At 66.0% G+C, this 23122-nt stretch carries 23 protein-coding genes; 14 read left to right on the top strand and 9 right to left on the bottom strand.

Going from position 1 to position 23122, the window contains the following annotated elements; translation table 11 throughout:
- Positions 1–8: 8 nt before the first annotated feature.
- A complete protein-coding gene (gene hmuQ / locus AC1DGP_RS26510) occupies positions 9–356 on the bottom strand; it encodes a heme-degrading protein HmuQ (protein WP_441492710.1) in 348 nt (115 codons plus the stop codon).
- A gap of 79 nt (positions 357–435) precedes the next feature.
- Complete coding sequence (locus tag AC1DGP_RS26515; protein WP_476767822.1) at positions 436–2508, bottom strand: TonB-dependent hemoglobin/transferrin/lactoferrin family receptor; 2073 nt, start codon at positions 2506–2508, stop codon at positions 436–438.
- Positions 2509–2809: 301 nt separating this feature from the next.
- On the opposite strand from AC1DGP_RS26515, the gene AC1DGP_RS26520 reads away from it, so the two are divergent.
- From AC1DGP_RS26520 to AC1DGP_RS26545, 6 genes are all read left to right on the top strand, one after another.
- Positions 2810–3766, top strand: a complete 957-nt coding sequence (locus AC1DGP_RS26520; protein WP_441507441.1) for a heme/hemin ABC transporter substrate-binding protein — start codon at positions 2810–2812, stop codon at positions 3764–3766.
- A 26-nt stretch (positions 3767–3792) separates the two neighbouring features.
- Positions 3793–4872 carry a FecCD family ABC transporter permease gene (locus tag AC1DGP_RS26525; protein ID WP_476832672.1) on the top strand — a complete coding sequence of 360 codons (1080 nt, stop codon included), beginning with the start codon at positions 3793–3795 and terminating at the stop codon, positions 4870–4872.
- Positions 4865–5698, top strand: coding sequence for a heme ABC transporter ATP-binding protein (locus AC1DGP_RS26530; protein ID WP_476832662.1), 834 nt, complete (start codon positions 4865–4867; stop codon positions 5696–5698). The genes AC1DGP_RS26525 and AC1DGP_RS26530 overlap by 8 nt, the downstream gene beginning before the upstream one ends.
- 58 nt (positions 5699–5756) lie before the next feature.
- Positions 5757–6833 carry a tryptophan 2,3-dioxygenase family protein gene (locus tag AC1DGP_RS26535; protein WP_441492706.1) on the top strand — a complete coding sequence of 359 codons (1077 nt, stop codon included), beginning with the start codon at positions 5757–5759 and terminating at the stop codon, positions 6831–6833.
- On the top strand, positions 6833–8011 hold the full coding sequence (locus tag AC1DGP_RS26540; protein ID WP_441507442.1) for an aminotransferase class V-fold PLP-dependent enzyme: 1179 nt from the start codon (positions 6833–6835) through the stop codon (positions 8009–8011). The genes AC1DGP_RS26535 and AC1DGP_RS26540 overlap by 1 nt, the downstream gene beginning before the upstream one ends.
- A gap of 173 nt (positions 8012–8184) precedes the next feature.
- Positions 8185–8670 (top strand): L,D-transpeptidase, encoded by a 486-nt coding sequence (locus AC1DGP_RS26545; protein ID WP_476832673.1) that lies wholly within the window; start codon positions 8185–8187, stop codon positions 8668–8670.
- Positions 8671–8733: 63 nt separating this feature from the next.
- Here AC1DGP_RS26545 and AC1DGP_RS26550 read toward each other — a convergent pair whose 3' ends face one another.
- Positions 8734–9681 (bottom strand): 2-hydroxyacid dehydrogenase, encoded by a 948-nt coding sequence (locus tag AC1DGP_RS26550; protein ID WP_476832663.1) that lies wholly within the window; start codon positions 9679–9681, stop codon positions 8734–8736.
- 239 nt (positions 9682–9920) lie between these two features.
- Between AC1DGP_RS26550 and AC1DGP_RS26555 the strand changes: the two genes are divergently transcribed.
- Positions 9921–10238: a DUF2853 family protein gene (locus AC1DGP_RS26555; RefSeq protein WP_069878671.1), complete on the top strand. Its 318-nt coding sequence runs from the start codon at positions 9921–9923 to the stop codon at positions 10236–10238.
- A gap of 116 nt (positions 10239–10354) precedes the next feature.
- On the opposite strand, the gene AC1DGP_RS26560 is transcribed toward AC1DGP_RS26555, so the two are convergent.
- Positions 10355–11656 carry a class I SAM-dependent methyltransferase gene (locus tag AC1DGP_RS26560; protein ID WP_441507444.1) on the bottom strand — a complete coding sequence of 434 codons (1302 nt, stop codon included), beginning with the start codon at positions 11654–11656 and terminating at the stop codon, positions 10355–10357.
- Positions 11657–11720: 64 nt separating this feature from the next.
- Positions 11721–12008 carry a DUF1674 domain-containing protein gene (locus tag AC1DGP_RS26565; RefSeq protein ID WP_441507445.1) on the bottom strand — a complete coding sequence of 96 codons (288 nt, stop codon included), beginning with the start codon at positions 12006–12008 and terminating at the stop codon, positions 11721–11723.
- A 113-nt stretch (positions 12009–12121) separates the two neighbouring features.
- Between AC1DGP_RS26565 and htpX the strand changes: the two genes are divergently transcribed.
- The 7 genes from htpX to AC1DGP_RS26600 all read left to right on the top strand — a co-directional run bounded on the left by htpX (position 12122) and on the right by AC1DGP_RS26600 (position 19908).
- On the top strand, positions 12122–13048 hold the full coding sequence (htpX, locus tag AC1DGP_RS26570; protein WP_441492701.1) for a zinc metalloprotease HtpX: 927 nt from the start codon (positions 12122–12124) through the stop codon (positions 13046–13048).
- A gap of 1 nt (position 13049) precedes the next feature.
- The gene (locus AC1DGP_RS26575; RefSeq protein ID WP_441507446.1) at positions 13050–14411 is read left to right on the top strand and encodes an RsmB/NOP family class I SAM-dependent RNA methyltransferase; all 1362 of its coding nucleotides are present in this window, start codon (positions 13050–13052) and stop codon (positions 14409–14411) included.
- Between the two features lie 72 nt (positions 14412–14483).
- Positions 14484–16211, top strand: a complete 1728-nt coding sequence (locus AC1DGP_RS26580; RefSeq protein WP_476832664.1) for a heparinase II/III family protein — start codon at positions 14484–14486, stop codon at positions 16209–16211.
- 100 nt (positions 16212–16311) lie between these two features.
- Positions 16312–17904 carry a bifunctional phosphoribosylaminoimidazolecarboxamide formyltransferase/IMP cyclohydrolase gene (gene purH / locus AC1DGP_RS26585; protein ID WP_441492698.1) on the top strand — a complete coding sequence of 531 codons (1593 nt, stop codon included), beginning with the start codon at positions 16312–16314 and terminating at the stop codon, positions 17902–17904.
- Positions 17905–17983: 79 nt separating this feature from the next.
- Positions 17984–19162, top strand: a complete 1179-nt coding sequence (locus AC1DGP_RS26590) for a low temperature requirement protein A (RefSeq protein WP_441507448.1) — start codon at positions 17984–17986, stop codon at positions 19160–19162.
- 3 nt (positions 19163–19165) lie between these two features.
- The gene (locus AC1DGP_RS26595) at positions 19166–19444 is read left to right on the top strand and encodes a hypothetical protein (RefSeq protein ID WP_043242153.1); all 279 of its coding nucleotides are present in this window, start codon (positions 19166–19168) and stop codon (positions 19442–19444) included.
- Positions 19441–19908, top strand: coding sequence for a YbaK/EbsC family protein (locus AC1DGP_RS26600; protein WP_441507449.1), 468 nt, complete (start codon positions 19441–19443; stop codon positions 19906–19908). The genes AC1DGP_RS26595 and AC1DGP_RS26600 overlap by 4 nt, the downstream gene beginning before the upstream one ends.
- Before the next feature lie 6 nt (positions 19909–19914).
- On the opposite strand, the gene AC1DGP_RS26605 is transcribed toward AC1DGP_RS26600, so the two are convergent.
- The 4 genes from AC1DGP_RS26605 to AC1DGP_RS26620 form a co-directional block, all read right to left on the bottom strand.
- Positions 19915–20730: a DUF72 domain-containing protein gene (locus tag AC1DGP_RS26605; protein WP_476832665.1), complete on the bottom strand. Its 816-nt coding sequence runs from the start codon at positions 20728–20730 to the stop codon at positions 19915–19917.
- A 150-nt stretch (positions 20731–20880) separates the two neighbouring features.
- Positions 20881–21948 carry an NAD/NADP octopine/nopaline dehydrogenase family protein gene (locus AC1DGP_RS26610; protein WP_476767815.1) on the bottom strand — a complete coding sequence of 356 codons (1068 nt, stop codon included), beginning with the start codon at positions 21946–21948 and terminating at the stop codon, positions 20881–20883.
- A 29-nt stretch (positions 21949–21977) separates the two neighbouring features.
- Positions 21978–22553, bottom strand: coding sequence for a peroxidase-related enzyme (locus tag AC1DGP_RS26615; protein ID WP_441507451.1), 576 nt, complete (start codon positions 22551–22553; stop codon positions 21978–21980).
- Complete coding sequence (locus AC1DGP_RS26620) at positions 22550–23053, bottom strand: CMD domain protein (protein WP_441507452.1); 504 nt, start codon at positions 23051–23053, stop codon at positions 22550–22552. Before AC1DGP_RS26620 ends, AC1DGP_RS26615 begins: the two co-directional genes overlap by 4 nt.
- Between the last annotated feature and the right edge of the window lie 69 nt (positions 23054–23122).

Here is a 23122-nt window from a genome sequence, read left to right on the forward strand (position 1 = left end):
GTCCTCCCTCACTCTGCCGCCTGGCGGGGCAAATGCGGATTGGCCTCGCTGAGCACCGTCTCGAAACCTTCGAATTCGGGATGCCCGAGATACATCGGCGTAGCCCTGGGCTGGCCGGCATTGCGGTGTGATTCACGGAACTGGTCGGACTTCGTCCAGGCCGTGAAATCCTCCTTCGAGGCCCAGGTCGTGTGCGAGGAATAGAGGGTATGGTCCTCCTTCTCCGGCCCCTTGAGCAAATGGAAGGCGATGAAGCCGCTCATCTCGTCGAGGCGGGTCTTGCGCGAGGACCAGACAGTCTCAAAAGCGGCCTCCTCTCCCTTGACGACCTTGAAGCGATTCATGGCGATGAACATGGGTGTTTTCCTCAGTTGGCTGGCTGTTGGCTGGCTTGGTTGAACGGGAAGCGGGCAGTGCCTGGCGGCATTGCAGTCCTCATGTGCCGAAGCGCGTCGAGAAGCCGATCTTGCCGACGAAGCCCGGGCTGTTGTCACCGTCGCGGTAGCGGCGATAGCGAACGTCGCCGACATTCTCGAGCGAGAGATAGGCGCGGGCATCCGGCGTGATCTTGTAGTCGGCGTAGAGATCGACCAGCGCATAGGCCTTGCTCGCGAGCACCTGCGATCCAGGCGGCAGGCGCTTTTGATCGTCGACCAGCGTCAGCCGGGCGCCCACCGTCAGCTTCTCCTCAAAGAAGCGCAAACCGCCGTTGAGGACCAGCTTGTCAGGATAGATCGACTCCAGAGGCTGGTTCAGCGTCCTGTTGTCGCCGCGGATGGTCGAGCCGGCAAGGGTCATGAACCAGCGCTTCGCGTCGTAGCCGAGTTCGGCCTCGAAGCCGGTGATGCGCGCCTTGGCAACGTTCTGGTACGAGAAGAAGGCATCGTTGCAGGCGCCCGGGATCGGCGCGCCGCAGGGAGCACCGGGATCGACGAAGATACCGTCGATATAGTTCTTCACGTCGTTCCTGTAGACGGCGAGCTTGCCGCGGAAGCGGTCGCCCTCGCTCAGGATGTCGTCATATTTCAGATTGACGCCGGCCTCGAGCGTCTTGCCCACTTCCGGCTTCAGGTTCGGGTTCGGCCGGAAGATGAAGCTGGCAGGAGCCGGATGCGGCCCGTCTACCAGCGTCTCGGTCACCGACGGCGCCCGATAGCCCTCGGCATAGGTGCCATAGACCTGCAGCCCCTGCAGCGGGGTGACGCCGAGCGTCAGCTTGGGCGAGATGCGGTTGCCATCCGACGAGGTGCGACCGCCGCTGAGCTCATAGGCGTCGTAGCGCAGCGCGCCGATCAGGTCGAAGATCGAATACTTGACGTGGCTCTGCACGAAGCCGCCATAGACGCTGCGCTTGCCGGACGGCGTTGTCTCGTCGCCATTGCTGACCGGATCGCTGGTCCTGACGCGATCTTCGAACCAGTCCGCGCCGTAAGTCAGATTCAGCGCTGCCGCGCCCAGATCGAATTTCGAGGTGTTGTAGATGTCGAACCCCGTGGTCTGGACCTTGAAATAGCGCTTCGCGCCCAGGGCCGCGCCCGTACCCGAGATCTGGGTCTGGTCTGTGTCCGTCGAGGTCGAATACGCACCGATGTTCAGGTTCAGCCACGGGATGTCGGGCCGCGAGAAGCTGTAGCGCGCCGTGTAGTTCTGCGTCGTAACCTCGTTGTCGCGACGCGGGGCCGTGGGGGTGCCGACACCGTTGGAGAAATCGTAACGCTGGTACTGGCCACCGAGCTTGAGCTCCTGGCCTTCGCCGGGCGTGATCACGATCTTGCCGAGACCTGAAACCAGGTCCTGCCCGGTATCGGCGATCTTGGTGCCATTGCCGTCGCGATAGGGATTGAGTGAGCGGAACGAAAGCCCGACCAGGCCCGCGACGACGTCATTTGGCCGGAAGGCGCCGATGGCATTGCCGAAGACGCCGGTCTGGCGAGCGAACACACCGGTACCGCCGATCTCGGCCGCTGCGCGCTCGCCGGGCCTGAGGATGTCCTTGGGATCGACCGTCTCGAAGGACACGACGCCTCCGATCGCGCCTGAACCGTAGATGTTGGCAACCGGGCCGCGCGTCACGTCGATGACGCGTACGAAAGAGGGATCGAGGAAGAAGGCGCCATTGGCATTATGGCCCGATCGCTGGAAATTCTGGCGCGCGCCGTCGACCGTCACCGCGACGCGGCCGAAATCCTGCAGGCCACGAATATTGATCGCGGTCGCGGGGTCGTTCGGGTTTTCCTGTGTCGAGACGCTGGGCATCTGGTTGAGGAGGGTCCCGAGCCTTTGCGGCTGCTGCGAACGGATCTCGTTGCGCGTCATCACAGAGACCGAGGCCAGCGCGTCGATCGCGCGCTCTTCCTGCTTGCTCGCCGTCACGGTGATCTCGTCCAGCGCAATCGGCGTAGCAGCGGAGGCTGGCGCCGGCTGGGATTGAGCATGAGCGCCGAGCGACCATAGCGCGATGGCAGCCACGGAAACGGAAGCGCGCAACAGCGCGGCGTGAGAATTCATACGTCCAGCCCCGAACCTGACCTGAAGATTTTGCAGCGACTGGCTGGCTGGACGCGGGCTGCGTGTGGCTGGCTGGCGCGGGCGGTCGCACCGTCCCGGCGCGCCGCTCTTGACCCTTTGTAGTAAAGCTGAATATCACCGTCAACAACGCTTAAGATTTACCCTTCCTTAGAATAATTAAAAACTGACAACTGCTTTAGATCACCTTTAGACGACGAGATGTCGCGCACTCTTGGCTAGACGAGATCGATTCCGATCCCATCTTCCATTGACGCGCAACCCGTGAAGCGGAGAGACCATCATGCCAAGCCCCCTGGCGCCTTCAAGGCCGCTCGGCGCACGGCCCCATCGACGCGAACTGAGCGCCGCGATCGGACTGACGTTTCTGGCCGCCGCCGGCCTCTTTGCCCCGTCCACGCTCCCCAGCCCGGCCCAGGCACAAACTCCGGATCGCATCGTCGCTGTCGGCGGCGTGATCACCGAGGTGCTCTATGCACTCGGCCTGCAGGACCGGATCATCGGTGTCGACACCACCAGCCAGTTCCCCCCCGAGGCCCTGCGCGACAAGGCCAGCGTCGGCTATGTCCGTGCACTTTCGGCCGAAGGTGTGCTCTCCCTCAAGCCTTCGCTGGTTATTGCACTCGAGGGCGCCGGACCTCCCGGAGCGGTATCGCTGCTTAACGAGGCCGGGCTGCGCCTCGCCAGCATTCCGGAAGACAACTCGCCTGATGGCGTCGTCACCAAGATCCAGGCGATTGGCGCCGTCGCAGGTGCGGCCGAACCCGCGGCGCGCCTCGCGCAGCAGACGAAGCTGCGTTTCGACGAACTTCAGACGCTGCGCTCCAGCCTGCCGGCCAAGAAGCGCGTGCTCTTCGTCCTGTCGCTCCAGAACGGCCGCGTGCTGGTCGGCGGCCGCAACAGTTCGGCCGATGCGATCATCCAGATGGCCGGCGGCGTCAACGCCGCGACTGCGGTCGAGGGCTTCAAACCCCTGAACGACGAGGCCATCATCGCGGCCGCCCCCGACGTGATCCTGATGATGCGCAACAGCAGCAGCCATAATGCATCGCCGGAGGAAGTATTCGCCATGCCGACCTTCTCGCAGACCCCGGCCGCGGCGAAGATGGCGCTGGTCAGGATGGATGGCCTCTACCTGCTCGGCTTCGGGCCGCGCACACCGGCGGCAGCCCGCGACCTGATGGCAGCGCTCTACCCCGAGGCCGCGATCCCGCCGCTCAAGACCGCCGCTGCACCATGACGCTGGCCGTCCGTCCAGCCGACACGATGGCCACGGCCGCGCTCGCCAGCTTCGCAGCCGGACAACGGCGGCAGGCCGTTCTGGTCATCGTCGGCCTTGTTCTGCTCTGCGGCCTGTTGATGATCGTGGCCGTCGGGCAAGGTGCGTTCTCGATTCCGCCTGGCCGGGTCGCCGAGATCCTCTGGGCCAGGCTGACAGGCGAGACCGCCCTGCTGGAAGGGCGCGACGCGCTCGTCGTCCTCAATATCCGCCTCCCGCGCGTGCTGCTCGGCGCCCTCGTTGGCGCCGCAYTCGCGATTTCCGGAGCCCTGATGCAAGGGCTCTTCCGCAATCCGCTCGCGGATCCCGGCCTCGTCGGCGTCTCCGCCGGCTCCGGCCTGGCAGCGGCTGCGACCATCGTGCTCGGTGACCGCCTTCTCGCCGGCCTGACGATGAAGCTGCCTTTTGCAGCCCTCCCGTTCGGCGCTTTCTGCGGCGGCCTGATTTCGACCCTGACCCTCTATCTCATTGCGACCCGCCAGGGTCGGACCTCGGTCGCGACCATGCTGCTCGCCGGTGTCGCGCTCGGCGCGCTTGCCGGCGCGCTGACCGGCGTCCTCGCCTTCATTTCCGACGACCGACAGCTGCGCGACCTGACCTTCTGGTCGCTCGGCAGCCTTGGCGGCGCGAGTTGGACCAAGCTCGTGGTCATCGCGCCCATCGTCCTGCCGCTGCTGCTGGCGGTGCCCCTCCTGGCCCGCGGGCTGAACGCTTTGATGCTCGGAGAGGCCGAAGCCTACCATCTCGGCATCCCGATCCAGCGCATCAAGGCGCTGGCGATCCTGCTCGTGGCCCTGGCCGTCGGCGCCAGCGTCGCCTCGGCCGGCGTGATCGGCTTCGTCGGCATCGTCGTGCCGCATCTGATCCGCCTCGCCATCGGCCCCGATCACCGGCTGTTGCTGCCGCTCTCGGCGCTCGGCGGAGCAACGCTTCTCGTCGCCGCAGATATCGTCGCGCGCCTGATCGTCGCCCCGGCCGAATTGCCGATCGGCATCGTCACTGCAGCACTCGGCGCGCCCTTCTTCCTGTGGCTCCTGCTGCGTCGCGCGGATGGTCTCGATGTCTGAGCCGATCAACAACGAGCYGATCCTCTCAGGCCGGTCCCTGAGCTTCATGGCCAGCGGGCGCGCGCTGGTCAGCGAGGCTTCGCTCGATCTCAAACCGGGCAAGACCACGATCCTGATCGGCCCCAACGGCGCCGGCAAATCGACCCTGCTCAAGCTGGTCACCGGCGAACTGAAGCCTGCCAATGGCGAGGTCCTGCTCGACGGCGAGCGCCTCTCCGCGATCCCGTCCTGGCGCCTGGCCTGCCAGCGGGCCGTGATGGCGCAGCACACGCGGCTCGCCTTTCCCTTCAGCGTCTATGAGGTCGCACGCCTCGGCGTGGACGGTGTCGGGCGCGCCTTGTCGCGTCAGCGCCGCGAAGCCCTCGTCGGCGAATGCCTGGCCTCGGCCGGCGTCGCCGAGCTCGCCGCGCGGCGTTATCAGACCTTGTCCGGTGGCGAGCAGCAGCGCGTGCAGTTCGCCCGCGTGCTCTGCCAACTCGAGGCCGGTCGCAGCGTCGCGGCGCGGCAGACCCTCTTCCTCGACGAGCCGATCGCCAGCCTCGACCTCTGCCATCAGCTCGCCCTGCTCGATATGGCACGCGCGATTGCGGCCCGCGGCGTGGCCGTGCTGATCGTGCTCCACGATATCAATCTCGCCGTGACCTATGCCGACCACCTCGTCGTGATGGACCGCGGCCGCATCGTCGCCCAGGGGGCGCCGGCAGCAACGCTGGATGACGCCTTGCTGCGCAATGTCTTCAAGGTCGACCTCAGCTTCAGCCGCGCGCCCGCCGCCGGCCTGCCCTTCCTCCTGCCCCAGCAGCACCGCGCCAACGCAGCCGCTTGATCCCCCGGAGCGGTTATTTTAAGCTTGAAATAATTGCTCCGAACCGGGGTCCGCGATCATGTCCGCTTCACCGCGCAGATTGTCCTACGGACGTTATCTTCAGGTCGACGATCTGCTGGCCTGCCAGACCCTGGAGAGCGTGAAGGCCGGCACGCCGGCCCATGACGAGATGCTCTTCATCATCGTCCATCAGGCCTATGAGCTCTGGTTCAAGCAAATCCTGCATGAGCTCGACCGCATCCAGCTCGACTTCTCGGCGAGCCCGGTCGCCGACGAGAATCTTGGCCGCATCGTCGCGGGCCTCGGCCGCATTCATGAGATCCTGAAGCTTCTGGTGGGCCAGCTCGACGTCCTGGAGACGATGACGCCCGCCGGCTTCCTCGAATTCCGCGACCTGTTGACCCCGGCCTCGGGTTTCCAGTCCGTGCAGTTCCGGCTGATCGAGAGCCGTCTCGGTCTCGCCGATACGCTCCGTCTCCGGATCGACGATCAGAGCATGCGCGAACGCCTCGCGCCCGAGGATCGTGCCAAACTCGACGCCGAGCATAGACCGTCCCTGCTATCTCAGCTTGACGCCTGGCTCGCGCGCACGCCCTTCGTCGCACTTGGCGACTACAGTTTCCGTGAAAGCTATCGTGCCGCCGTGACCGCGGCGCTACAGCGCGATGCGCGCAGCGTCGGCACCGATCCGTCCCTGCCGGAAGCGCAGCGCCAGGCCGATGCCGCCGCGATCGAAACGGCGCTCGCCCGCTTCCAGGCCCTGTTCGAGCCGGACGCCGCCGGCACGACCTGGCACATGTCGGCGCGCGCGATCGAAGCAGCCCTATTCATCGCGCTCTATCGCGACATGCCCGTGCTGCAGCTGCCCTTCCGGCTCCTGCAAAACCTGATGGACATCGACGAAAGCCTGACGCTCTGGCGCCTGCGCCATGCGCTCATGGTCGAGCGCATGATCGGCGTCCGGCCCGGCACCGGCGGCTCCTCGGGCTCGGGTTATTTGCGCGCCACGGCCGAGAAGCACCGCATCTTCATCGACCTCTTCCATCTCTCCAGTTATCTGCTCGCCGCCCGGGACCTGCCGGCCCTGCCCGAGGGGGTACGCCGGCGCATGGGCTTCAGCTACGGGGCGGCCTGATGCACGGCGACTGGACAGCTCATTTCAGCCGTTTCCGCAACGCGGCACCGGAGCGGATCAACCTCGCGGCGCATAGCCATCACGACTGGCCCGATGTCAGTTTCGCGGCGCAGGAACAGGCCTGGACCGACGCCGCCCGCCTCGCAGGCCATAAATGGAGCCTCGTCTTCGGCGAGCTGATTCCGGCGGTTCAGGCCGGCATCGCCCGCGAGCTCCGGCTTCCCGATCCGTCGAGCATCGCCTTTGCGCCGAACACCCACGAATTCCTGCGTCGCCTCCTCTCCTGCCTGCCAGCCGACCGCACCCCTCGCATACTGACGACGAGCGCCGAATTCCACACGGCTCGGCGGCAGCTCGCCCGACTGGCCGAAGAGCGACTGATCCAGCTCGACGAGATCGCCGCAGAGCCCTTCGCAACATTTCACGAGCGCCTCCGGACGGCGATCATCGCCGGTGGCCACGACCTGATCTATGTCAGCCAGGTCCTGTTCAATTCGGGAGCGACCTCAGGCGATCTCGCAGCGCTTGCCGGCGCAGTACCGTCCGAGGAAACCCTGGTCGCGATCGATGGCTATCACGGCTACCTCGCCCTGCCGACCGACCTTTCGGCGATTGCGGACCGCGTCTTCTACATCGCCGGAGGCTATAAATACGCGATGGCCGGCGAGGGCTGCTGCTTCATGCACTGCCCGCCAGGTTATGGCCCGCGCCCGCGCGACACCGGCTGGTTTGCAGCCTTCGGCGCGCTCGCGGCTCCCCCCGGCAGCAGTGTCGGCTACTCCGCCGACGGCGGTCGCTTCCTCGGCGCCACCTTCGATCCCAGCGGGCTCTATCGCATGCGAGCCGTGCTGGCATGGCTGCAGGCCAACAGTCTCGCTGCGCATCACGTCCACGAGCACGCCATCTCCCTGATGCGGCAGTTCCTCTCCGGCCTCGATACGCTGACAATTCCCGGGCTATCCCCGGCCCAACTGATCACGCCCGTTGGCAATCCTGCGGCACATGGCAATTTCCTCGCCTTCCGCACCGCGGGAGCCGGAGCGCTGGAGGCGACACTGGCGAAGCACGGCATCGCCACGGATCATCGCGGCGACGTGTTGCGGTTCGGCTTTGGACTGGCGCTGTCGGACGGAGATGTGGCCGAGGCTCTCGATCGGATGAAGGCCCTGAACGCCTGATCGAAATCATCGGAATGATCGATTTTACGCCGGATTCATCGTGAATCCAGGCTTCACCATATCGCTCAACCGCCGGTTCACGGTCGCAGCGCCACATCTCCCGCAGAACCCGAAGCGGGAGATGAACCGTGACCAGACGCCTCGCCCCCATCGACCTGCTGCTTGCAGGCGCGATGTCCCTGCTGGCCCTTGCCTTCGCCGGCCGCCCCGCGCTCGCTCGCGAACTCGTCCAGTTCCAGGACCAGCGCTACTACCCAGGCACGATCGTGATCCGCACCGGCCAGCGCAGCCTCTATTTCGTCACGGCGCCTCGTGAGGCGATCCGCTACCAGATCGCCGTCGGCAAAGCCGGCAAGCAATGGCGCGGCGTCAAATATGTCGAGGAACTCGCAGTCGAGCCAGCCTGGAGTCCTCCGGCCGAGGTCAAGCGCGCCCAGCCGAACCTGCCCAACGTCATCGCCGGCGGCTCGCCCCGCAACCCGATGGGGGCCCGTGTCATCGGCCTCGGGCCGGGTGGTGAATACGCCATCCACGGCACCAACGCGCCGGGCACGATCGGAACAGCGGCCTCCTTTGGCTGCTTCCGGATGCACAACCCCGACGTGATCGATCTCTATGCCCGCGTCCGCATGGGCACGCCCGTGGTGGTCCTGCCTTAGATCATCTCTAGTGATTGCATCGGCTGTCCGCGAAAGCCGCAATCCACTTTTCGGACTGAGGCTTCAGAGGGCAACCGGCGACAATAATGGCCTTCCGGAAAAGAAGGCCGCGAGGTTGCCGATGAGCAAATCCTGCTGGGCATGCTGCGCCGATTCCGCGTTGGCGCCGATATGGGGCGTCAGCACCGCATTCTCGCAGGCCCGCAACCGCTCGGAGACATGCGGCTCGTTCTCGTAGACATCGAGCGCCGCACCCGCGATCACGCCCGCCTCGAGCGCGTCGCATAGCGCAGACTCATCCACGGCGATGCCGCGCGAGATATTGACGAGATGCGCTTGCGGACCGAGCGCCTTCAGTACCTCCGCGTTGATCGCGTAGCGGTTCTCGGCACTGGCACGCACCGAAACGACCAGCAGGTCCGCCCAGTGAGCCAGCCCGAGCAGGCTGTCGTGATAGAGATAGGGCAGGTCTGCGCGCGGCGACCGATTATGGTAGCCGATCGTCATGTCGAAGGCCGCAGCGCGACTGGCAATGCGGGCACCAATGGCGCCAAGTCCGTAAATGCCCAGCTTGCGACCAGCCAGTCCAGGCACATGCGCCATCCGCGCGACCGCATTGCCTTGCCATCGTCCGGCGCGCAGGAACCGGTCTCCGCTATTGATCTGCCGCGCGCTGGCCAGGAGCAGGCCGATGGCAAATTCCGCGACGCTTGTCGCGTTGCTGTCGGCGGCATTGCTCAGCAGGATGCCGCGCTCCTTGGCGCGCACCCGGTCGACCCCCTCGAAACCCGTGCCGTAGCACGCGATCAACCGCAGCTTCGGCAGGGCATCGATCAACGCCGCATCCGTCTTGTGGCTGCCGATGGTCAGGAGAGCCTGAACCTCCTCGGCCCCTGCCGGCAACGCATCCGGAGCTGAGCGCGCCATCGGGCCAAGCAATGTGTAGCTTTCGTTCAGACGCGCGACGAGCCGATCAGGCAGGCGCGGCGCCATGAGGATGGTCGGCTTCATCAGGAATCAAGCTCCATGGCGGTGTTGCATCGCAACATCGAACGGCAGCTTGCTCAACCCGTTTCGGAGCGGGGACCGCCATCTCGCCGACGCAATGCAACCGCTCTGAACGCCTCGCCGAAAAAGGCCAACATCGCCTAGCGTAACCTCTCGCCTGCGACAAAGAAGCGCGTTAACGTTTGCTTGCACGACTTCAATCGCGCTCGGGCCTGAAGCACCGAGCCCAACAGGGGCTATCGATGGATCATCTCGCCGACGTCAAGAAATACGCCAGGAAGGCCGTCAACGAAGCTGCCTTTGCCGGTATGTCCAAATCTTACGCGCTCGTCATGGGCAAGCCCGACACCCGCTTCGTCGCCTGCACGGATCCGGCCGAACTGGAGCGCGTCCGCGAGAACTTCCTGAAGAAGAAACTCGGTCTCAAGAGCGCCGATCTCGATGCATCCATCAAGGCAACCTGCGAGCATATGAAGGACGACAAGACCAAGTCGCGCCTGACCTTCTACTACCTGCTGGCCGAGCACTACGGGAAGCTGGATCTCTTCGTGAAGAAGTAAGACGCGCCCTGCGCGCATGCCCGGGCTGGCCCCGGGCATCCTGGATCACAAATCTATTCCAGGACGAGATGGTCGGCTCCAGGCCGACCATATTGCCTATCCGCTTCTCGCCACGCTCAGCGATAGAGGTCCGCGCGCGTCAGCGGCAGACCCGATGGTCCCTTGCGCCGCTTCGAGACCAGCGTCTGGTTGATCAGCGCGCCACCGCGCTCGAAGGCGAGCGAACAGCCCGCGAGATAGAGCAGCCACATCCGCGTCCGCTCGGGACCGATCTCCGCCTCGGCCTCGGCCTTGCGTGCATTCAGCCGCTCGAACCATAGCCGCGTCGTGCGCTGGTAATGCTCGCGCCACCCCTCGACATCATGCACCTCGAAGCCATGGCGCTCGAGATTGGCGATCGACATGCCGAGATGGTCGAGTTCACCGCCCGGGAAGATATAGCGCACCAACGCCCGGTACTCGGCCGGCATCTTGTTGAAGGCGCGCTCGGTCTTCTTGGCTCGCCGCGAGATCGTATGGTGCAAATAGAGACCGCGCGGCTTGAGCAGCCGGTTCACCGCCTGGAAATAGGCCGGGTGATTGCGGATGCCGACATGCTCGAACATGCCGATCGAGGAGATCTTGTCGAAGACCCCCTCCATCTCCGTGAAATCCTTGAGATGCAGCGTGACCTTGTCCTGAAGACCGAGTCGCTCGACCTTCTCGCGAGCCAGCGCGAGCTGCTCCTCGGCAAGCGTCACGCCATGCGCCTCGACACCATAATGCTGCGCGGCATGGCAGATCAGCGCGCCCCAGCCGCAGCCGATATCGAGCAGCTTCTCGCCGGGCTGCAGGCGTAGCTTGCGGCAGATCATGTCGAGCTTGTCGCGCTGCGCCCGCTCGAGATCGGTATGATCCTCGGTAAAATAGGCGCAGGTGTAGACCATCTCCTCATCGAGGAAGAGCCGGTAGAACGCGTTCGAAACGTCGTAATGATAGGCGATATTGGCCTTGTTGGTGGCGGGAGCGCCATCGCGGGTGGCCTTGTCGCCCTGCAGGTGCTCGACGGCCTGCGGCGCAGCGCCGGGCGCGAGCAGGAAGCGCCTCACGACATCGAACACCGCCGATTTCGGGATACCGCGCGCCAGCCGCGCGACCTTTCCCTCCGGGCGCGCCGCCGCGAGATCGAAGATCGTTCCGTTCACGATCGCGATCCGGTCGGTGACATGCAGATGCAGCAGCGTGTCGAGCTTCGGCTTGCGGAGCAGCGCTGCAACGGCGCCGGAGTCGCGGATCGCGATCGCAAGGCCGTCCTCAGGCCACTCGGAGGGGATGCGGCTCCCGTCCCATAATGCGAAGCCGAGCTTCAATCCAAGTTTCTGGTGTGCCTCGGTCAGAAGTCGCCGCAAGGCGGCGAGGCGTTTGGTGTCGCGATCCATGCGTGGCCGATCCATCCCCGTCCCGACCTGTTTGACGGCAGGCGTGGGGCTTGGCAACCACCCGTCAGAAATCGCTCGCGATTCCCTTCACTTCCCAGTCGTCGTAGCGCACCGGATCGAGACCACCGCGGCCGTTGAGCTCCTTGTCACGCTTTGCCGCCGCCGCCTTGGCGTCGATCTCGGCGCGTCGCGCCTGTGCTTCGGCCAATGCGCGCTGCGCCGCCGGCGAAAGGCTCCTGGCCCGATCGGTCTCGCTCGTCAGGACTGCGGCTTGATCCTTGGCCGAGGCTTGATCCTTGGCCGAAGTTTGATCCTTGGCCGAAGTTTGATCCTTGGCAATGTCGTTCGGCATTGGCACAGCGCTCTCTTGCGGGATCGGCATGGTCTTCACCACATAAGGCGCAAATCCGCATTCGGGGAGAGCGAATTCATCATCCCGGACTGCGACCGACAAAGGGGACCAAGATGAACTACGTCCGCACCGGCATCCTGATGGCCGGCCTCACCGCGCTCTTCGCCGTGGTCGGCTATCTGCTCGGCGGCGCGGGCGGCATGCTGATCGCGCTCGGGATCGCCGCCGCGACCAATCTCTACAGCTACTGGAATTCGGATCGGCTCGCGCTCGCCTCCCACAATGCCCATGAGGTCGACGAGCGCAGCGCCCCCGAACTCTATGGCATGGTGCGCGACCTTGCCGCGCGCGCCAACATGCCGATGCCGAGGGTCTACCTGATCGACGAGGAGCAGCCCAACGCCTTCGCCACCGGGCGGAACCCGCAGAACGCAGCCGTCGCCGCGACCACGGGCATCCTGCGCACGCTGAGCTACGATGAGCTCGCCGGCGTGATGGCACACGAGCTTGCCCACATCAAAAATCACGACACCCTGACGATGACCATCACCGCGACCATGGCGGGCGCAATCTCCTCGCTCACCACCTTTGGCATGTTCTTCGGCTCGCGCGAGAACCGGCCGGGATTGCTGGTGCAGATCCTGATTTCGGTGCTCGCGCCGATGGCCGCGATGGTGATCCAGATGGCGATCTCGCGTTCCCGCGAGTACGAGGCGGACCGGCTCGGCGGCGAAATCTGCGGCAATCCGGTCGCGCTCGCGGACGCGCTTGCCAAGATCGCCGGGGGCGTCGCGCATATTCCGAACGAGACGGCGGAGGCCAAGCCTGCTACGGCCCACATGTTCATCATCAATCCCCTGAGCGGACGCGGCATGGATTCTCTGTTTTCGACCCACCCCGACACCGGCAATCGAATCGCCGCCTTGATGGAACAGGCGCGCGCCATGGGTATCGGCCGGGGTCGCAATGCCGGCGGCTTCACCAGCCAGGCCGCACAGAGCCCGTGGAACGGCTCCCACAAGCCCGGCCCGTGGGGCTGAGATGACTGAACAGGACAATTCGCGCGGCAAACCGGCACCGGCTCCCGCCCGGCCAGCCGATGATGCCCCGGGTCTGCCGGCGCGCCGCCTTGCAGCGAACCTGATCGACGAGGTGCTCCGGGCCGGCACCGCGCTCGACGAAACCTATGAACGCATGAGCCCGGCCTTCGGGCTCGACGCCGCCGACGCAGCACTGGCGCGCGCCATCGCCATCACCGCCTTCCGCCGGCTCGGCACGATCCAGCACGCCATCAATGCGCGGCTCGAACGCGGCAGCCCGAAGAATTCGGGCCCGTTCGAGCCGATTCTGGTCGCCGGCGCGGCCCAGATCCTGTTCCTCGACGTGCCGGATCATGCCGCCGTCGATCTCGCGATCCGCCATCTCCACGAGGATGCGCGTTCGGCCCGCTATGTCGCGCTGGGCAATGCGTTGCTGCGCCGGCTTGCCCGCGAGCGCGACGCGATCCTGAACGGAAGCGCCGCCCCCTTTGCCGACACCCCGCCCTGGCTCGCCGAAAGCTGGCGCAGCGCCTATGGCGATGAAACGGCCGCCGCCATCGCAGCAAGCCACGCCGACGAGCCGCCGCTCGATCTGAGCGTGAAGGGTGACGCCGAAGGCTGGGCCGAGAAACTCGGCGGCATCGTGCTGCCGACCGGATCGGTGCGTCTGCGCGAACGCTCGCCGGTGCCGAGCCTGCCTGGCTTTGCGGAAGGCGAATGGTGGGTGCAGGACGCCGCCGCCGCACTGCCGGCGCTGCTGCTGGCGCCCAAGCCGGGCGAACGCATCGCCGATCTCTGCGCCGCGCCGGGCGGAAAGACGGCACAGCTCGCGGCAGCCGGCGCCGCCGTGACCGCAGTCGATCGTTCGGCGCCGCGCTTGCGCCGCCTGCGCGCCAATCTGGAACGGCTCGGGCTCACGGCCGAGATCCTGGCGACCGACGCCGCAAACTGGCAGGCCGAGCCGTTCGACGCGGTTCTGCTCGACGCCCCCTGCAGCGCCACGGGCACGATCCGCCGCCATCCCGATGTCGCCTGGACGAAGACACCCGAGGATCGCGACAAGCTCGCCGCACTCCAGGCCCGGCTGCTCGACGCGGCGGCGCGCCTGACGCGGCCCGGCGGCCGCCTGGTCTACTGCACCTGTTCGCTTGAACCGGAAGAGGGCGAGAACCAGATCGACGCCTTCCTCGCCGCGAACCCGGATTTTGCGCGCGTGCCGATCAAGCCCGAGGATATCGGCGGCCTCCCTGAGGCGATCAACGCCGCCGGCGACCTTCGTACCTTGCCGCATCAGCTTCGCGGCGAAAGCCCGCGGCTCTCAGGATGGACAGGATTTTACGCAAGCCGTCTGATCAGGCTATGACGAAACCGGGATTCGCAGGGCGCGACCACGTCCTCCGGGACGATTCGCATCGGGACGGGGTGAGCGGGGGCATTGAACGGCTGGACTGAGCGTAGGGGGCTTGCCCAGGCGGCGATCGGTCGGGCTGCGCGGCGTACGCGTGGCCAGTTCGTCGGCGCCGCGCGGAAGCTCTGGCCTTTCGGCCATGTCCAGGCCACCCGTCTGCTCTTTGCTCCGCATGATTTGCGCACCGCCGATCCGACTACGGCCGGCGATATCTATTCCGGGTATTATGCTTTCGCCGGACGCACGCTGAGAACCCATGGCGAATCGCCCTTCGACTGCCAGCCGCCGAGCGAGGGCTGGTCCGAGGCCCTGTACGGCTTCTCCTGGCTTCGGCACATGCGCGCCGCCGATACCGCGATCGCCCGCGCCAATGCGCGCGCGCTGGTCGACGAGTTCATCGACAGGCGGCACGACCGCAGCGAGATCGCAAGGCAGCCGGCTGTCGCCGCGCGTCGACTGATCTCCTTCCTGTCGCATTCGCCGCTCCTTCTCGAGGGCGCAGATCACGCTTTCTACGAGCGCTTCATCCGCCATGTCGGGCGGCTGACGGAGCGGCTGACGCTGACGCTGTCCGGCGCGGTCGATGGCGCAGCGCGGCTGCAATGCCTGATCGCAGTGACCTTCGCCGCGATCAGCCTCGACGGCCAGGAGCGCCGGCTGAGGCGCGCCGAGGCCGCCCTGTCCGACGAGCTCGACGTCCAGATCCTGCCCGATGGCGGCCATCTCAGCCGCAATCCGCGGCTGATCATCGAGTTGCTGCTCGATCTCCTGCCCCTGCGCGAGACATTCGTCGCGCGCGGGCTCGAACCTCCGCGCAGTGTCCTCATGGCGATCGAGCGGATGATGCCGCATCTGCGGCTGTTCCGGCATGGCGACGGCTCGCTCGCCCTCTTCAACGGCATGGGCATTACCCCGCCCGATCTGATGGCTACGCTCGCGGCCTATGACGACGCCCGCGCGCGGCCGATCGAGCATGCCGCCTATTCCGGCTATGATCGGCTCGGCGCCGGCCGCAGCACCGTGGTGGTCGATGCCGGCGCGGCGCCGCGAGGGGCCAACTCGGTCGAGGCCCATGCAGGTTGCCTGTCCTTCGAGTTCTCAAGCGGCAGCCAGCGCATCATCGTCAATTGCGGCGCCAGCCGTTTCGGACCGCCCGAGCTCCGGCTGGCCGCGCGTAGCACCGCAGCCCATTCCACGGTGATCCTGGCGGAGCGCTCCAGCGCCTCCTTCGGCCTCGTACTCGGTGAACACCGCATCATCGCCGGCCCCTCCGACGTGCGCGTCGCGCGGCAGGACAGCGAGGCAGGCCATGAATGGGTCGCGAGCCATGATGGCTACCATCGCAATCTCGGCGCCCTGCACACCCGCCGCCTGCTGCTCAGCAATGACGGCACGACGCTGACAGGCGAAGACGAGATCGCCCTGCCCAAGGGAACCGAAACCCTGCCGGCCGTGGCACGCTTCCACCTGCACCCCGGTATCCGAACGAGCCTGATCCGCGAGGGCGAAGGCGCCCTGCTCGCGCTGCCATCCGGCGAAGTCTGGGAGTTCGAAGCCTCCGGCCTTGCCGTCACGATCGAGGAAAGCATCTTCCTCGCCGCAKCCGACGGCAAACGGAGAACCGAGCAGTTGACGATCAGCTTCGACGCTGCCGTGACGCCGCAAGTCACCTGGCGCTTGACCCGCGTCGGCACGGCACCGCGGGCAACGCGGTCGCATGAACGGGGCGGACCCGAGGCACAACTGCCGCTTTGACGGCGGGACGCCGCTCCGGACACCGCCCTTTGCATCCAGGGCCCGGCATGATACGGCCCCGCCAAGCCGCCTTCATTGCACTGCACACCGGATTGTCCCGATGCCGACTGAGCTTCGCCGCGTCGAACGCGCCCTTCTTTCCGTCTCCGACAAGACGGGGCTGATCGAATTCGCGCGCGCCCTTCACCGTCTTGGCATCGCGCTGGTTTCGACCGGCGGCACCGCCAAGGCGATCGCCGAGGCCGGCCTGCCCGTCACCGATGTCTCCGATCTCACCGGTTTCCCGGAAATGATGGACGGTCGCGTCAAGACGCTGCACCCCAAGGTGCATGGCGGCCTTCTCGCCATCCGCTCGCATCCCGAGCATCAGGCCTCGATGCTCGGCCACGGCATCGCGCCGATCGACCTGCTCGTCGTCAATCTCTATCCGTTCGAAGCAACCGTCGCCGCCGGCCGCGCCTATGACGACTGCATCGAGAACATCGATATCGGCGGCCCCGCGATGATCCGCGCCGCCGCCAAGAACCACAACGACGTTGCCGTCGTGGTGGACGCGTCGGACTATGCCGCCGTCCTTGGGGAACTCGAGAGCCAGAAGGGCGCGACCACGCTGACGCTGCGCCGCAAGCTCGCCCAGAAGGCCTATGCCCGCACCGCCGCCTATGACGCCGCGATCTCGAACTGGTTCGCCAACGAGCTGGCGGAGACATCCCCGGCCTACCGCGCCCTCGGTGGCGGCCTCGCCGAGACGCTGCGCTACGGCGAGAACCCGCATCAATGGGCCGCGTTCTACCGCACCCCCGAGCAGCGCCCCGGTGTCGCGACTGCCCGCCAGGTCCAGGGCAAGCAGCTCTCCTACAACAACATCAACGACACTGACGCCGCCTTCGAATGCGTCGCCGAGTTCGATCCTGCAGTCTCGGCCGCCTGCGTCATCGTCAAGCACGCCAATCCCTGCGGCGTCGCCAGCGGCAGCTCGCTGCTCGAGGCCTATGAGAAGGCGCTGGCCTGCGACCCGGTCTCGGCCTTCGGCGGCATCGTCGCGCTCAACCGCAGGCTTGATGCCGAGGCGGCACGGAAGATCGTCGAGGTCTTCACCGAAGTGATCATCGCGCCCGAGGCCGATGACGAGGCGATCGCGATGATCGCCGCCAAGAAGAACCTGCGGCTGCTGCTGACCGGCGGCCTGCCCGATCCGCGCGGCGGCGGGCTGTCGCTGCGCACCGTTTCCGGCGGCTTTCTCGCACAGGCTCGGGACAACGCCGTCGTCGACGACATGGAACTGCGGGTCGTGACCAAGCGCGCGCCGAGCGAGGCCGAGCTCGCCGATCTTCGCTTCGCCTTCCGCGTCGCCAAGCACGTCAAGTCGAACGCCATCGTCTACGTGAAGGGTCAGGCGACTGTCGGCATCGGCGCGGGCCAGATGAGCCGCGTCGATTCCTCGCGCATCGCGGCCTGGAAGGCGAGCGAGGCTGCGAAGGCTGCTGGCGTTGCCGAGAGCCTCGCCAAGGGCTCGGTCGTGGCCTCCGACGCCTTCTTCCCCTTCGCCGACGGCCTGCTTGCCGCGGCCGAGGCCGGTGCCACGGCGGTGATCCAGCCCGGCGGCTCGATGCGCGACGACGAAGTGATCAAGGCGGCCGACGAGGCCGGCCTCGCCATGGTCTTCACCGGCCATCGCCACTTCCGCCACTGAGGCGCGGACGCCGCAAGGGCCGCTCTCGACCACGGGCGCGGCCTGGTCCTATTCTGCCGGCGTCGCGAGCGAGGCCGGCATGACGCAGACCCATCAGCGGCGCACGCCCTTGCGGACGCGCGTTGCACACGAACACGCCAAGGTCAGCTTCGTCGAGCTGTTCTTCGATCTCGTCTTCGTCTTCGCGATCACGCAGATCTCGCACACATTGCTGGAGCATTTCACGCTGCTTGGGCTCGCCCAGGCCACGCTGCTGCTCGGCGCGGTCTGGTGGGCCTGGGTCTGCACGAGCTGGGTGACCAACTGGCTCGACCCCGACTCGACGCCGGTCCGTCTGATGCTGTTCGTGCTGATGTTCATCGGCCTGGCGCTCACGACCTCGCTGCCGGGCGCATTCGAGGATCGCGGCCTGATCTTCGCCTGCGCCTATGTCGCGATGCAGCTTGGACGCAGCGTCTTCACGCTGATCAGCCTACGGGGCCGCAGCCCCGCCAACTACCGGAACTTCCAACGCATATGCCTCTGGTTCGCGCTGTCCGGCGTGTTCTGGATCATCGGCGGATTAGCCGATGGCGGTCTCCGCTTCGGGTTCTGGGCGCTCGCACTTGCGCTTGAATATGGCGCGCCCTGGATCGGCTTCAGGGTGCCTGGTCTCGGCCGCTCCAGCACCGCCGAATGGGATATCGAAGGCGCGCATCTTGCCGAACGATGCGCGCTCTTCATCATCATCGCGCTCGGTGAATCCGTACTGGTGACGGGCGCCACCGCATCGAAGCTGGCAGCAACGCTGCCCAATTCGCTTGCCTTCGCCAATGCCTTTCTCAGCTCCGTCGCGATGTGGTGGTTGTATTTTCATGTCGGCGCCGAGCGCGGCAGCCAGCGCATCTCCATGGCGGAAGATCCGGGCTCGCTGGCTCGCAGCGCCTACACCTTCATCCCTCTGCCTCTCGTCGCCGGAATCATCCTGGTCGCCGTCGGCGACGAGTTCGTGCTCGCGCACCCGACCGGCCACACCGAGCTCAAGGTGGCGATCGCCGTCATCGCGGGGCCGATCTTCTACGTGATCGGAAATCTGCTCTTCAAGAAGGCCACGGCAGGATGGTATCCGCTGTCCCACCTCGTCGGGCTTGGACTGCTGGTCCTCTGGGCTCCGACGGGCGCGATCCTGCCGCCGCTCGCGCTGAGCTTCGGTGCAACGCTCATCCTGGTCCTGGTCGCGGCCTGGGAAACGCTCTCGCTTCGGCCGAAGGAGGCCTGACGCATGCATACGATGAAGATGCTCTCGGCCGGCTTTGCGCTGCTCGGCCTGCTGCTGTTCCTGGCGCCGCGGTTGAACCGCAGCAGCGCGCACCCCATCGCCTATGCGGTCAAACTGTTCATTCCGCTCTGGCTCGCGGTTTCGCTGATCAATCTCGTCGTTGGCGTGACCCGCGCCGGCTACACGGTTCTCGAGGAGGCTCCGATCCTGCTCATCGTCTTCGGCATCCCGATGGCGATCGCGCTGCTGCTACGCTGGTTCTTTGGAAAGGCCTCGGCATGAGTCTCGAATCGGTTCGCTCGTTCTTCGCGGAGCACGCGCCGGACATCGCCATCATCGAGACTGCAGAGAGCAGTGCGACGGTCTCGCTAGCCGCGGCGGCTCATGGCGTCGAGCCGGCGCAGATCGCCAAGACGCTCTCGCTCCGGATCGGCGAGCGGGTCGTGCTGGTCGTCGCGCGCGGCGATGCGCGGCTGGACAACCGCAAGGCCAAGGCGGCCTTTGGCGGCAAGCCGCGCATGCTCGATGCCGGCGAGGTCACCGAGATCACCGGCCATCCGGTCGGAGGCGTCTGCCCCTTCGGGCTTGCCTCCCCGCTGCCGGTCTATTGCGACATCACGCTGAAGGCCTTCGACGAAGTCGTGCCGGCTGCCGGATCCACCCAGAGCGCACTCCGCATCAGCCCGCAACGCATGGTCGAGCTGACCAAGGCCGAATGGGTCGATGTCTGCCAGGAACCGGCCTGACGGGCCTCAGCCCTTGCCGCCGACGCGCTCGATCAAGGCCATTGCAGCAGCCGGGTTGCGGATCTTGTCGCCGCTGATGACATATAAAAAGACATCGCGGCCGCCCTGCACTCCTGCGGGCGTCGCGACTGTGTCGAGATCCTTCGGCACCTCGCCTTCCGCCCAGCGACGGGCACGCTCGGCCCAGGCGTCCAGGTCTGTGGCCGAATAGCCGTTTGGTTCGGCCTCCTGCGTGCCCATGATGCGGCTATAGACGAAAGGCGCCGTCGGATCGGCAATCTGCGTGTATTTGGAATCCGCTGCAGTGACGACCGCTACGCCGTATTCGCGCAGCAGCGCGACGAAGTCCGGCGAGCGAAAACTGTCATGGCGAACCTCGACGGCGTGGCGGAGCGCGCGGCCTTCGACGGATTTCGGCAGCAGTTTCAGGAAAGCCTCGAAATCCACCGGGTCGAAGGCCTTGGTCGCCATGAACTGCCAGTTGATCGGGCCGAGCTTCTCCCTGAGCTCCAGCACGCCGCCCGTGATGAATTTCTCGATCGAGGGGCCAGCTTTCGCAAGCACGCGGCGGTTGGTGATATAGCGTGAACCCTTCAACGAGAAGACGAAGCCGTCCGGCGTCTCCTCGCGCCATTTGGCGAAGCTTTCGGGCTTCTGCGAGCCGTAATAGGTTCCGTTGATCTCGATCGAAGTCAGCTTGCTGCTGGCATATTCGAGCTCACGCTTCTGGGAGAGACCGTCAGGGTAAAAGCTGCCGCGCCAAGGCTCGAAAACCCAGCCTCCGATGCCGATCCTGATGGCGCCCTTTGCTGCTGCGGACATGACGGCTCCTCGTTCAAGCTGGCTGGCGGCATTCTTGTCGCAAACGGGCATTGAGACCACCCGCTTTCGGAGAGCCGTCCCAACCCGTCTCGTCATATCGTGGCCAAACGGCTTGTCAGCGCCTGTCAGCAGGCGTTCGACGACCCGGCCTCAGCCGTCGCGCAACCGCTTGTGCAGACCAGCGGCGTCCAGGCCGCCCAGATCCAGCAACGGCAGGAGATCGTTCTCCGCCCTGAAATCCCGCGCGCAGACCGCATTGAACAGCGCGATGCCGGCCTGATGCAACGGCACTGCCACGCCCGTGACGGCACCGAGCAGTTCGAGCGGCACGAGCCCGAAGGGCACGTCCTCGGTGATGAAGCGGGTATCGAGCGTCTTCGGCCCCATCAGCTCCGGGCGCATGGCATAGACCGCGGCAGCCATCTCGCCGACAGGGCCAGGCGTGACGCCGAAGGACAGGGCATAGTGATCCTGCACACTGCGCACCGCGAGTCCGAAGGCCGCCGCAAGCGCGAGCCGCTCCGCGTCCATCGCATCGATGATGCGGCCGACGCCGCGCGTCGTGCTCCCGTAATTCGGCCAATCCTCGCCCTGTTCCGCGCGGGTCAGATTGCACAGCATGCTCGCCATATGGCCGGGCGGATTGAGGTTGCTCAGCATGATGGCGAGCAGGTCTTCACGGGGCTCGAACCGATCGCCGAACAATGCCTGGCAGATCGAGTGCCCCTCCGCTGCGAAGCGTCGCGGCACGGTCGCGACGTCGAGCCGGGCACGGATGCCGGAGATGTTGACGCTGCGCGGCCCCGTCTTGCGCGCGGTCAGCGCGGTCGTCGCCCAGGCGGCAATCGGCAGCGTGATCCCGCGCTTCGCCAACAGGTCATGCATATAGAGTGCGGCAAAGGAGCTATGCGCGCTGATGACCACGCTCTGGCCGTGATGCAGATGCTCCGAAAGCGTTTCCAGCACGGTTCGGAAGCCATTGGCCGGCACCGCCACGATGACGGTTTCGGCGCCCGCCACGGCGTCCGCACAGCTCTGCGCGACCGCGATGGGCAAGGATGCGACGATCTTCCCGGTTACCGTCAGTTCCGCGCGCCCGGCGAAATCCGCCAGCTCCGCTCCGCTCGGCGACCACAGCACCGGCTGATGCCCCTGTTGCGTCAGATAGGCGGCATAGCCTCGGCCGATACCGCCGGAGCCGATGATGGCGACACGCATGTTCGATGGACTCTTGCTGCGTGGACGGCTCAGTCGCGAACCGGTTCGCCGAGCGTATGCATCAGCCGGTTGGCCCAGCCGAAGATCGAGGCGGAAAGGATCAGGTCGAGGATTTCAAGCTTCGACAGTCCAAGATCGCGCAACGCGGCAATATCCGCCGGTGTCGCCTCGGACGGCGTCTTCGAGAGCCTGACCGCGAAATCGAAGATCGCCTGCTGGTGTTCCTCCAGCTCGGCATCGACGCCATCGGCGAAGATTGCTTCGATCACGTCTGTCCGCTTCGTCAACTGGTTGAAGCGCGAGGCATGCACTGCCGCGCAATAGACGCAGCGATTGACGATCGAGGCGCCGACTGCCCCAAGCTCCCGTTCGGCCGAGGACAGTCCGCCCTTGCCATACATGATCGCGTTGAAGAGCGGCGAGCGCACCTTCAGGGATTCGGGATCATGCGCGAGCGTGAGGACATAGGCCGAAACCTTCTTGTTCGACGGCGTGATCTGCAGCGCATCGAGCTGCTCCGGCGTTGCGTCCTCGAGCGCGACCGGCGTGACATAGGGCGACCAGCGCGGCACCTCGGCCGTGAACTCATGGACCGGAACGCTCACAGGACCTCCTCCAGCAGCCGCAGGCCGGCAATCACGCGGACCTGATAATTGACGAAGGCAGCAAGCTCGGCGAGCCGGACGATGTCGGGCTCCGCGATGCCTGCCGCCTTGAGCGCCTCGATATCCGCCCGCGTCGCGTCCTTGACCGTCTTCGTCAGGATGTCGACATGACGCGTGACCGCGATGAGCCGCGCATCCGCGCCGTGTTGCTCAAGGGCCGCGCCCGAAGCGATCGCCGCCAACGCGGAGGTCTCTCCGGCTTGGCCGAGCAGTTCCCGGTAGTGAGCGGCCAGCCCGGAATCCCCGTTCCATCGGGCCATCCTGACCGCCAGCGCCGCACGTTCGGCATGGCTCAGACCGCCCGGCTCGCGCGGCAGCAGGACCGCGTCATGGCTGGCCTGGCTCATCTCCATGATCCCGGAGCGCTCTGATACGGCGTCCGCAAGTTGGGAGCCCGCCTTCAGCCCCGCCAGGCTCTCGATCAGATTCGTCCCGCTCAATCCCATCTCCCCTCGCCGTGACGAGCGATGTTTAGGATCGGCGAAGGCGAAGGTCCACCCGTCGATCTA

This window comes from Allobosea sp. 05T433 (assembly GCF_056396065.1).

Bases quoted from the DNA above. Each gene is read 5' to 3' on its own strand.
- hmuQ (WP_441492710.1), bottom strand. From the start codon at position 356: ATGTTCATCGCCATGAATCGCTTCAAGGTCGTCAAGGGAGAGGAGGCC.
- AC1DGP_RS26515 (WP_476767822.1), bottom strand. From the start codon at position 2,508: ATGAATTCTCACGCCGCGCTGTTGCGCGCTTCCGTTTCCGTGGCTGCC.
- AC1DGP_RS26520 (WP_441507441.1), top strand. From the start codon at position 2,810: ATGCCAAGCCCCCTGGCGCCTTCAAGGCCGCTCGGCGCACGGCCCCAT.
- AC1DGP_RS26535 (WP_441492706.1), top strand. From the start codon at position 5,757: ATGTCCGCTTCACCGCGCAGATTGTCCTACGGACGTTATCTTCAGGTC.
- AC1DGP_RS26540 (WP_441507442.1), top strand. From the start codon at position 6,833: ATGCACGGCGACTGGACAGCTCATTTCAGCCGTTTCCGCAACGCGGCA.
- AC1DGP_RS26545 (WP_476832673.1), top strand. From the start codon at position 8,185: ATGTCCCTGCTGGCCCTTGCCTTCGCCGGCCGCCCCGCGCTCGCTCGC.
- AC1DGP_RS26550 (WP_476832663.1), bottom strand. From the start codon at position 9,681: ATGAAGCCGACCATCCTCATGGCGCCGCGCCTGCCTGATCGGCTCGTC.
- AC1DGP_RS26555 (WP_069878671.1), top strand. From the start codon at position 9,921: ATGGATCATCTCGCCGACGTCAAGAAATACGCCAGGAAGGCCGTCAAC.
- AC1DGP_RS26560 (WP_441507444.1), bottom strand. From the start codon at position 11,656: ATGGATCGCGACACCAAACGCCTCGCCGCCTTGCGGCGACTTCTGACC.
- AC1DGP_RS26565 (WP_441507445.1), bottom strand. From the start codon at position 12,008: ATGCCGAACGACATTGCCAAGGATCAAACTTCGGCCAAGGATCAAACT.
- htpX (WP_441492701.1), top strand. From the start codon at position 12,122: ATGAACTACGTCCGCACCGGCATCCTGATGGCCGGCCTCACCGCGCTC.
- AC1DGP_RS26575 (WP_441507446.1), top strand. From the start codon at position 13,050: ATGACTGAACAGGACAATTCGCGCGGCAAACCGGCACCGGCTCCCGCC.
- purH (WP_441492698.1), top strand. From the start codon at position 16,312: ATGCCGACTGAGCTTCGCCGCGTCGAACGCGCCCTTCTTTCCGTCTCC.
- AC1DGP_RS26590 (WP_441507448.1), top strand. From the start codon at position 17,984: ATGACGCAGACCCATCAGCGGCGCACGCCCTTGCGGACGCGCGTTGCA.
- AC1DGP_RS26595 (WP_043242153.1), top strand. From the start codon at position 19,166: ATGCATACGATGAAGATGCTCTCGGCCGGCTTTGCGCTGCTCGGCCTG.
- AC1DGP_RS26600 (WP_441507449.1), top strand. From the start codon at position 19,441: ATGAGTCTCGAATCGGTTCGCTCGTTCTTCGCGGAGCACGCGCCGGAC.
- AC1DGP_RS26605 (WP_476832665.1), bottom strand. From the start codon at position 20,730: ATGTCCGCAGCAGCAAAGGGCGCCATCAGGATCGGCATCGGAGGCTGG.
- AC1DGP_RS26610 (WP_476767815.1), bottom strand. From the start codon at position 21,948: ATGCGTGTCGCCATCATCGGCTCCGGCGGTATCGGCCGAGGCTATGCC.